This window comes from Streptomyces sp. WELS2, from assembly GCF_013870595.1.
GTDB lineage: Bacteria > Actinomycetota > Actinomycetes > Streptomycetales > Streptomycetaceae > Streptomyces.
This window is the reverse complement of the sequence record NZ_JACBWZ010001398.1, coordinates 1-428: the sequence shown is the minus strand read 5'-3', so window position 1 is coordinate 428 and position 428 is coordinate 1. Positions and strand designations below refer to the sequence as shown.

At 73.1% G+C, this 428-nt stretch carries 1 pseudogene; it reads left to right on the top strand.

Annotated elements, in window-relative coordinates:
• Positions 1–428: pseudogene (locus H5J33_RS36595) on the top strand (polyketide synthase); the annotation flags it as partial.

The window sequence follows — 428 nt, the reverse complement described above, 5'->3', positions numbered from 1 at the left end:
CAGCAGCGGGTCATCCGGGAGGCGCTGGCCGACGCCCGGCTCGGGGCCGCCGACGTGGACGCGGTGGAGGCGCACGGGACGGGTACCCGGCTGGGTGACCCGATCGAGGCGCAGGCGCTGATCGCGACCTACGGTCAGGAGCGGCCCGCCGAACGGCCTTTGTTCCTGGGCTCGTTGAAGTCGAACATCGGGCACGCGCAGGCGGCCGCGGGTGTGGGCGGGGTCATCAAGATGGTGATGGCGTTGCGGCACGGTGTCCTGCCCGAGACCCTGCACGTGGACGAGCCGTCCTCGCACGTGGACTGGTCGGCGGGTGCGGTGGAGCTGCTGACCGAGCGGCGGGAGTGGCCCGCCGTCGACCGGCCGCGCCGGGCCGCCGTGTCCTCCTTCGGGCTGAGCGGCACCAACGCCCACGTCATCCTCGAACA